This is a genomic window from Flavobacterium gillisiae (assembly GCF_900107635.1).
GTDB classification, from domain to species: domain Bacteria; phylum Bacteroidota; class Bacteroidia; order Flavobacteriales; family Flavobacteriaceae; genus Flavobacterium; species Flavobacterium gillisiae.
On the sequence record NZ_FNRD01000004.1, the window covers coordinates 318,243 to 326,832 of the forward strand.

The 8,590-nt window shown below is 33.4% G+C and carries 4 protein-coding genes, 2 tRNA genes and 1 rRNA gene; 3 read left to right on the plus strand and 4 right to left on the minus strand.

The genetic code is table 11. The annotated features are described in order from the left end of the window. Positions 1–12 precede the first annotated feature (12 nt). Complete coding sequence (locus tag BLV35_RS08050) at positions 13–2,796, plus strand: T9SS type B sorting domain-containing protein (protein ID WP_091087637.1); 2,784 nt, start codon at positions 13–15, stop codon at positions 2,794–2,796. A gap of 88 nt (positions 2,797–2,884) precedes the next feature. On the opposite strand, the gene typA is transcribed toward BLV35_RS08050, so the two are convergent. Continuing rightward, positions 2,885–4,681: a translational GTPase TypA gene (gene typA / locus BLV35_RS08055; RefSeq protein ID WP_091087641.1), complete on the minus strand. Its 1,797-nt coding sequence runs from the start codon at positions 4,679–4,681 to the stop codon at positions 2,885–2,887. 159 nt (positions 4,682–4,840) lie between these two features. Here typA and BLV35_RS08060 point away from each other — a divergent pair, with 159 nt between their 5' ends. Both BLV35_RS08060 and BLV35_RS08065 read left to right on the plus strand, forming a co-directional pair. After that, positions 4,841–6,553 carry a sensor histidine kinase gene (locus BLV35_RS08060; RefSeq protein ID WP_091087643.1) on the plus strand — a complete coding sequence of 571 codons (1,713 nt, stop codon included), beginning with the start codon at positions 4,841–4,843 and terminating at the stop codon, positions 6,551–6,553. Positions 6,554–6,557: 4 nt separating this feature from the next. Beyond that, positions 6,558–6,965 (plus strand): response regulator, encoded by a 408-nt coding sequence (locus BLV35_RS08065; RefSeq protein ID WP_091087647.1) that lies wholly within the window; start codon positions 6,558–6,560, stop codon positions 6,963–6,965. A gap of 1,305 nt (positions 6,966–8,270) precedes the next feature. On the opposite strand, the gene BLV35_RS08075 is transcribed toward BLV35_RS08065, so the two are convergent. From BLV35_RS08075 to rrf, 3 genes are all read right to left on the minus strand, one after another. Further along, a tRNA-Leu gene (locus tag BLV35_RS08075) sits at positions 8,271–8,356 on the minus strand. A gap of 6 nt (positions 8,357–8,362) precedes the next feature. After that, positions 8,363–8,435, minus strand: a tRNA-Phe gene (locus BLV35_RS08080). A 63-nt stretch (positions 8,436–8,498) separates the two neighbouring features. Further along, positions 8,499–8,590: ribosomal RNA gene (rrf, locus tag BLV35_RS08085) — 5S ribosomal RNA — on the minus strand; the annotation flags it as partial.

Consider the following 8,590-nt stretch of genomic DNA (forward strand, 5'->3'; position numbering starts at 1 on the left):
ATTTGAGTTACTATGAAAATCAGGGCTTTTTTAATTCTACTTTTCTCTATTATATTAGCTCCAGCATATGCTCAAAAGGAAGCAGCGATTTGGTATTTTGGTGATAGTGCAGGTTTAGATTTCAACTCGGGAAGTCCAGTTACTTTAACTAATGGAAAACTAGTCACGAAAGAAGGATGTGCAAGCATATCTGATAAAAACGGAAATTTACTTTTTTATACAGATGGCTCAACGGTATATGATAAGAGCCATCAAATTATGCCTAACGGTTTTGGGCTATTAGGACATCAATCAAGTACACAATCAGCTATTATAGTTCCAAAGCCCAGAAATCCCTATATTTATTATATTTTTACAGTAGACCAACCACTTCCCGAAAACCCTAATGGTACCATCGACAGGAACGATCCTCCTCCAAATCATGGTTTAAACTACTCTCAGGTTGACATGAGACTTAACAATGGTCTTGGAGACGTTGTTAGCACTGAAAAAAATGTTCATCTACTTACATATAACCCTAATGATAGCGAAGAATTTAAATTTAAATGTTCTGAAAAAATAACTGCTGTTCAGCATGGAGATGGTATTTCTTTTTGGGTGATTACCCATTTTATAAATAATTTTTATTCATTTAAAATAAGTACTCAAGGAGTTAACACTGCGCCCGTTAAAACTACAACTCCTCTTAACATACCTCTTGGCGGTTATCTACCAAATTCTATAGGCTATTTAAAGGCTTCTCCAAATGGAAAAAAAATAGCTATAGCAAATACTGCAACAAGACGAACAAACGATAGAGACCCAAAAGGGAATGAAGTACACAATACAGGAAATGTGCTACTCTTTGATTTTAATTCCGGAACAGGAGCTGTTAATAATGGAATAACATTATTAAATAATGCGAACCCATACGGTGTAGAATTTTCTTCAAAAACAAAAAAGCTATATGTAACGACAAATAATTTTAATTCAGAAGGAGTCTCCTCAGGAAGTTCATTACTTCAGTTCGATTTACAAAATTCAAATATTCCAGGCTCAAATACATTAATAAATAATTCAAATAATGTGGCAGGAGCATTGCAGCTTGCTATAGATGAAAAAATATACCGTGCGGGCTATCCTCTTTTTGCCGATGGCTTTAATAAATTATCCGTGATAAATAATCCTGAATTAGACGGAACAAGTAGTAACTACCTACAGAATGCAATTGATTTGAATTTTAAACTATCAAAACTGGGGCTACCCCCATTCATAACCTCACTATTTCTTTACTCCTTTGCGTATGAATTTAATTGTCTAGGAGACTCAACTCATTTTTTTATCAATACGGTAGAAACAGTAGATTCGGTTCTATGGAATTTTGGTGACGGGACTACGTCAACTGATTTCGATGCTTACCACATTTATCAAAATATTGGTGACTATACCGTTACTTTAACCAAAATAGTAAATGGCGAGACTAGGGAACCAATAGAAAAAACAATTACAATATATGACGCCCCAGTTATTTCTGAGAACCCATATAAGCTCATACAATGTGACACACAAGATGCAAACCCAACAGATGGACTATCAATCTTTAATCTCGATTTAGCTAGTGAGCCCATTAGTCTGGGGAACACTGAATATGAGGTGTTTTTCTATCATAGTATAGGGGAAGCTGAAAATGATTTAACTAATACCGAACCTATTCCATCACTATATCAAAACAGTGTTCCGGATGAAGTTGTATATGCTAAAGTCACCCAGCCAAATTCATCCTGTTATAAAATTGGAACCGTAATTTTACATGCAAATGAAAACAATTTGTTACTCCCTGATCCTATGCATGAATGTGACTTAGGTGATGGACAGGCACTTTTTCAACTGGATTTAAAAAAGGAATCAATAAAAACCGAATTAAATCTTCCGTCAGATGTGCGATTGTATTTTTATTCAAGTGAACAAAACGCTTCACTTGGACTAAATGAATTAGAAGACAAATATACTTCCGCTTCCAGAACACTTTATATTCGAGCTGAAAATGACGAAGGTTGTTACGGAACCGGTCAATTTGATATTATTGTAGAACCGACTCCAAAAGTAAATACTTATGAGGAAAGGATTTTATGTGAAGGTTCAAATCCAACCATAGTTCTAGACTCCGGTGTAAAAGCACCAGCACTAACTAGCGACTACACCTACTTATGGTCAACAGGGGAAAACACAGCCTCCATATCAGTATCAAAAGAAGGAGAGTATACTGTAGTAGTGAAAAATAATGTTGGATGTACAACGACAAGAACCTGTAAAGTAACTATGTCTTACCTTGCAAAAATAAAAGATATCGAGGTTCATGATCTAGTACCTACAAATCATATTATAGTTAATTTAGAGAATCCTGATAATTACAAATACATGATTCATTTTCAAAATGGTACGTCAACACCATTTCAAAATTCAGTCATATTCGAAAATGTACCTGGCGGCTTCCACGAATTAATAGTAGAAAACTTCAATGGTTGTGGTCAAGTAATTAAAAGTTTTTCAATATTAGAAGCTCCAAACTTTTTTACTCCTAACAACGATGGCTATAACGACTATTGGAATTTAAAAGGAATAAATACTGTCTTTTATAAGAATTCAGTAATATATATTTTTGACCGTTACGGAAAATTACTCAAGCAATTAAGCCCTACAAGTCCTGGATGGGATGGTAACTATAACAAATCTACCCTCCCAGCAGATGATTATTGGTTTACTATTAAGTTAGAAGATGGCAGAGAAGCAAAGGGTCACTTTAGTTTGAAACGATAAATAGTCACTGGACTATTCATTTTATTTTAAGTACCAAGCAAAAAAAAAGCCATTCTTTCGAATGGCTTCTTTATATAAAAAAATAAAATTAGATTTTGAATCTTTTTCTATCTGTTTCAGTCAAATATATTTTTCTCAAACGAATCGATTTTGGAGTTACCTCTACATATTCATCTTTTTGAATGTATTCTAAAGCTTCTTCTAATGAGAAAATGATTGGAGGTATAATTCTCGCTTTATCATCATTTCCAGAAGAACGTACGTTAGATTGCTTTTTCTCTTTAGTTACGTTTACACACATATCATCAGCACGAGAGTTTTCTCCAATTACTTGACCTTCGTAGATTTCAGTACTTGGTTCAACGAAGAATTTACCACGATCTTGTAATTTATCGATAGAATAAGGAATCGCTTTTCCTTTTTCCATAGAAATTAATGATCCTTTGTTACGTCCAGCAATTGGTCCTTTAAAAGGTTCGTATCCTATGTAACGGTGTGACATAATCGCCTCACCAGCTGTAGCAGTAAGCAATTGATTACGTAATCCAATAATTCCACGAGATGGAATGTTGAATTTCACAATCATACGCTCCCCTTTAGTTTCCATAGAAAGCATTTCACCTTTACGCAAAGTAACGAATTCAACTGCTCTACCTGAAAGACTCTCTGGTAAATCAATAGTTAATTCTTCAATTGGCTCACATTTTTTACCATCAATTTCTTTGATAATAACTTGTGGTTGACCGATTTGCATTTCATACCCTTCTCTTCTCATTGTTTCAATAAGAACAGATAAGTGAAGTACACCACGACCAAAAACCATAAACTTATCAGCTGAATCAGTTTCACCTAATTTCATTGCTAAGTTTTTCTCTAATTCTTTTGTCAAACGGTCTCTAATATGACGAGAAGTTACAAATTTACCCTCTTTACCAAAGAAAGGAGAGTCATTAATTGTAAACAACATGCTCATTGTTGGCTCATCAATAGTAATTGTTTGTAATGCTTCAGGATTTTCAAAATCAGCGATTGTATCTCCAATTTCAAAACCTTCAACTCCAACAATTGCACAAATATCTCCAGCAATTACTTCTTGAACTTTTTTACGACCTAATCCTTCAAAAGTATGTAATTCTTTAATACGTGATTTTACTATAACGCCGTCTCTTTTACATAAAGATATTTGCATTCCTTCTTTCAAAACACCTCTTTCAAGACGACCAATAGCGATACGACCTGTAAAAGCAGAAAAGTCTAATGAAGTAATCAACATTTGAGGAGTTCCTTCAGAAACTTTAGGAGCTGGAACATTAGCAATAACCATATCTAATAATGCTTCAACATTATCAGTAACGTTTTCCCAATGGTCAGACATCCAGTTGTTCTTAGCAGAACCGTAAACAGTTGGGAAATCCAATTGTTCTTCAGTAGCTCCTAATTCAAACATTAAGTCAAATACTTTCTCATGAACTTCTTCAGGAGTACAGTTTTCTTTATCAACTTTATTGATTACAACGCATGGTTTCAAACCAAGGTCAAGTGCTTTTTGTAATACAAAACGTGTCTGTGGCATCGGTCCTTCAAAAGCATCTACAAGTAGACAAACTCCATCAGCCATATTCAATACTCTTTCTACCTCACCACCGAAATCGGCGTGACCAGGAGTATCAATAATGTTGATTTTTGTTCCTTTGTATACTACCGAAACATTTTTAGAAGTAATGGTAATACCTCTTTCACGCTCTAAGTCGTTGTTATCAAGGATTAAGTCACCTGTGTTTTCGTTGTCACGAAATAACTGACAGTGATACATAATTTTATCAACCAAAGTTGTTTTACCGTGATCGACGTGGGCAATAATTGCAATGTTTCTAATAGATTCCATCTGTGATTTTTAATGGGTGCAAAGGTACACTTTATTTTGATATAAAAAATATTTCTACAATAGTTTACATATTGTTAACGTTTTAGATATTAAAATTAAGTTAAAAAATAAGTGGATAAGGGTATTTTATAATTCATTATAATTAATTACATTTGAGTAATGAAAAGCAAATCCAACCAGTTAACTATTATTTATATCCTAATAGCCGTCTTCGTGGCTATCGTTTTTCACAAGCTTTCTCTACAATACTCTTATTTAGCTAATTATCAACTTTACAATTTCTCGAAAGACCTCATTTTAGTTTTTCTAACCGGCATAACCTTTAGATATATTCTATCTGCAAACGACAATAGAAACAAGGTTATTTTTGAAAAACTTAAAAAAACAAATGACGAAATTAAAGAATCGAATGAAAAATATGACATTGTTGCCAAGGCAACAAGTGATACGATTTGGGACTGGAAAATACAGGAAGACAACCTATTTTGGAGCAAAGGAATAAAAAGTATTTTTGGCTACGACCAAGAACAAATTGGAGATAGTTCAAAATGGTGGTTTGACAACATACATCCGGAAGACAGCATTAAAATGTCTATTAAATTATATTCTTTTATTGAGCAAAAAACACAAAATTGGCAAGATGAATATCGCTTTAAATGTGCTGATAATACTTATAAATATGTACTTGACAGAGGGTTTCTTCTAAAGGACGAAAATGGCAAAGCCATTAGAATGATTGGAGCAATTCAAGACATCACAAAACAAAAGGAAGAAGAACTACGTCTAAAGTTATTAGAAACAGTAATTGTTCAAACCAAAGACTCAATAATCATCACAGAAGCTAACTTTAACAAACGTAAATTACCAAAAATAGTTTATGTAAACCCTGCTTTTTCAGTAATGACAGGCTACTCTTCTTTTGAAGTTATAGGGAAATCTCCAGATCTACTACGTGGAAGCAATTCCGATAAAAAGAACATTAAAAAGATAATAAGCGCTATAAAAAACAAAGAAGATAGTACAATAGAAATGATAGCTTACACCAAAAACGAAGAAGAGTTTTGGTTGCGATTTTCAATGATTCCTATTTATAATTCTGATAATGACTTGACAAACTGGGTTTCCATACAAAGAGATGTTTCTGAAGAAAAAAAGCAGGAAAATGAAAAAGAACAACTCATGCGAGAATTAACTCAAAACAATAAGGATTTAAAGCAATTTTCATACATAACCTCTCACAATCTTAGAGCTCCTCTATCTAACTTAACCGGGTTATTGAATTTACTCGAAGACATCCCCGTTACAAATCCAGAACTACAAGAGATTTTAAACGGCTTCAACAAATCGACCCATCTACTAAACGAAACCATTAATGACCTGACAAAAGTAATGGTTATTAAGGACAACCCTTCCATTCAAAAAGAAGTAGTTATATTAAAAGAAGTATTTGAAAATATATTTAGCCAACTCACTCTACAAATTAAGACTCATCAACCAATAGTAACAATTGATTTTGAAAAAGCCCCCGTATTAGAAATCAATAAACCCTATATCGAGAGTATATTATTGAACCTTTTGACTAATTCAATAAAATACAAATCAGAAAATAAAACGCTAAAAATATCTGTCTCTACTTATGAAGTCGAAAACTACACAACATTAATTTTTGAGGACAATGGAATAGGAATCGACTTAGAAAGAAATCACGATAAAGTTTTCGGTCTCTACCAAAGGTTTCACAACTATCCAGATAGTAAAGGGTTGGGTTTATACCTTGTAAAATCACAGGTCGAAGCTATGGGAGGAACTATCAGTATTGATAGCCAAGTAGACAAAGGAACTATTTTTACTTTAACATTCAAAAACAAATAATACAATGCTAGACTTAATTTTATGTGTCGATGACGACCCTATAACGCTAATGTTATGCAAAAAAGTAATTTGCAAAACAACATTTTCAAATGAAATTATTACAGCGCAAAATGGTGAAGAAGCCCTCAAATATTTCGATTCAATCAAACTTAATGATACTGAATCCCAGAAACAACCTCAATTAATTTTTTTAGATTTAAACATGCCCGTCATGGGCGGTTGGGAATTCTTAGATTCCTTTTGTACTTCAAACTATTCTGACTTTAACACCACTACAAAAGTGGTAATACTCTCGTCAACAATTGACCCTGAAGATTTAGAAAAAGCAAAAAAATATCCCATGGTAATTGACTTTTTGTCAAAACCAATTACCCTTTCCATGCTAGATTACTTATCAAATAAAAAAGCATAATTAAAAAAGATTAAGAACGTCTAAAGCCCTAAATTAAAGTCAATATTATAATTTTTGAAACCTATAAAAAAAACGAAAATTCAAACTTTACTATTACAGATAAATACCATCTCACGACGACGAAATTATCAATTTGCCATTAGCTAAAATTAAAACTGAGCACTTCTATTTTTTGTTATATTTAAAACCTACAACAAAAAACTTTATGCCCAATAACAACTCCTTTATCCCGATAATATAGTCTAACCTATGTGTAGCTATATATTAAATTTAATAGTTAAATCAACAGTATTAAACAATTATTACATAAAGGAACCAGCGTTGTAACATCCATAAATACAGCGATTTAAACTGATACTGTAGTCCCCAAATAAATAACAGAGGTCACTTATATACCAAAATCAAGCGATTGAATTAATGCTCTAGAAGGCAGCTAATAAGGGAAAAATCACCACGGAATATTTACACATTTCCATACAATTTACGAACCATTTCTCCCCTAATTATATTTAATAAAATTAGAAACCATACCACGCCTAAGGAAAATATATGCTCAAAAATTAACAAAAAAATCAGCAGAAAATTAGATACAAACAGAAAGTCATTGACTTCGAAAATGAAACAATAGAAAAAGCTATAGCAAAAGCAACAAGTTGGACTTTAAAAAATATTTAAACAAATTACTATCGATTAAGCACAACGTATCTCTTCCGCGGAACAACGAAATAATCTATAATCCAAAAAGTGCTCACTGTATCATGTGAATTTCATTCTGACATCGAAAGAGTAGATAACCCCATACAATTACAACGTACGACTTTAAAAACAGGTCAACTATAACTATAGGGGCTACAAAACGAGATCCATGGATGGGCAAAGTTAATCAATCGAGCTTCAGGTTATTCAACTCAAACTCTAGAACAACTTAATTACTAACTAATATAAAACCATCTCTAACTACTATCACAAGAAAGCTTTTAGGACTTCAGTACGACCTTCTAATGCTAAATAAAAGTGTTTAGAACGCAATTGAGTGGTCTTGACAATATTCAATTTCCTTGGCAAAAAAACTGTAATACTATAATGAACATCTTAAAATCAATTATGACTCCAATTTGAACTATTTTGAAAAAAGAAGTAAAAACGCAGCTGTAGACTCATTCAATCCTAAAATAAAAGCTTTTAGAAATAAATTCAGAGGAGTAAGAGATCTCAAGTCAAAGCCAGCAGCAACATCGAATCTCCCCGTTTTAGACTTGATCAAAAAAAAAAACCTAATTAGCTTAAGCTAATTAGGTTTTCTAGTACTCAGAGCGGGACTTGAACCCGCACGAACATTACTGTTCACTGGATTTTAAGTCCAGCGTGTCTACCAATTTCACCATCCGAGCATAATGTGGTGCCTCCAGGGATCGAACCAGGGACACATGGATTTTCAGTCCATTGCTCTACCATCTGAGCTAAGGTACCCTAAATATTTACTATTAATGAGTATCAACAAAAAACCCCGTTCGTTAGAACAGGGTTTTTAAAGAAAGGCGACGACATACTCTCCCACATAACTGCAGTACCATCTGCGCAGGCGGGCTTAACTACTCTGTTCGGTATGGGAAGAGGTGAGCCCC

What these genes read in the sequence shown, in the direction of transcription:
- BLV35_RS08050 (WP_091087637.1), top strand. Translation starts at nt 13, where the DNA reads ATGAAAATCAGGGCTTTTTTAATTCTACTTTTCTCTATTATATTAGCT.
- typA (WP_091087641.1), bottom strand. Translation starts at nt 4,681, where the DNA reads ATGGAATCTATTAGAAACATTGCAATTATTGCCCACGTCGATCACGGT.
- BLV35_RS08060 (WP_091087643.1), top strand. Translation starts at nt 4,841, where the DNA reads ATGAAAAGCAAATCCAACCAGTTAACTATTATTTATATCCTAATAGCC.
- BLV35_RS08065 (WP_091087647.1), top strand. Translation starts at nt 6,558, where the DNA reads ATGCTAGACTTAATTTTATGTGTCGATGACGACCCTATAACGCTAATG.